Annotated in this window: 1 protein-coding gene; it reads left to right on the top strand. The window is 40.5% G+C overall.

All coding sequences use genetic code 11. The annotated features are described in order from the left end of the window. On the top strand, positions 1–528 hold a 528-nt coding region (locus tag IEY73_RS34910; RefSeq protein WP_229716461.1), incomplete at both ends, for a penicillin-binding transpeptidase domain-containing protein.

Genomic DNA, 528 nt, shown 5'->3' on the forward strand with positions numbered 1-528 from the left:
TGAACCAGGCAGCACGATTAAACCCATTGTTTATTCCTTGCTGTTAGACAAGAATTTAATCAACCCCAAAGAACGCATTGATTTAAACCATGGCTATTACCAATTAGGAAAATACACCATTAAAGACGACTTTATTCCTAGTAAAAAAGCCGTTATTGAAGACATTTTAATCCAATCTAGCAATGTGGGCATGATAAAAATCAGCAAAAATCTCAACCCGGAGGATTTCTATAACGGGCTTTTAGGCTATGGATTTTCTCAAAAAACGGGCATTGATTTATCCCTAGAAGCCACAGGAAAGATCCCTCCTTTGTCCGCTTTCAAGCGTGAAGTGTTAAAGGGCAGTGTCTCTTATGGCTATGGACTGAACGCGACTTTTTTGCAGCTTTTAAGGGCTTATGCGGTGTTTTCTAATGAAGGCAAATTGACTACCCCCTATTTAGTGCAACGAGAAACCGCCCCTAATGGCGATATTTACATCCCTAGCCCCAAACCCACTTTTCAAGTCATCAATCCAAAAAGCGCTAG

Origin of the sequence: Mangrovihabitans endophyticus, assembly GCF_014646155.1 — a bacterium.
GTDB lineage: Bacteria > Actinomycetota > Actinomycetes > Mycobacteriales > Micromonosporaceae > Actinoplanes > Actinoplanes endophyticus.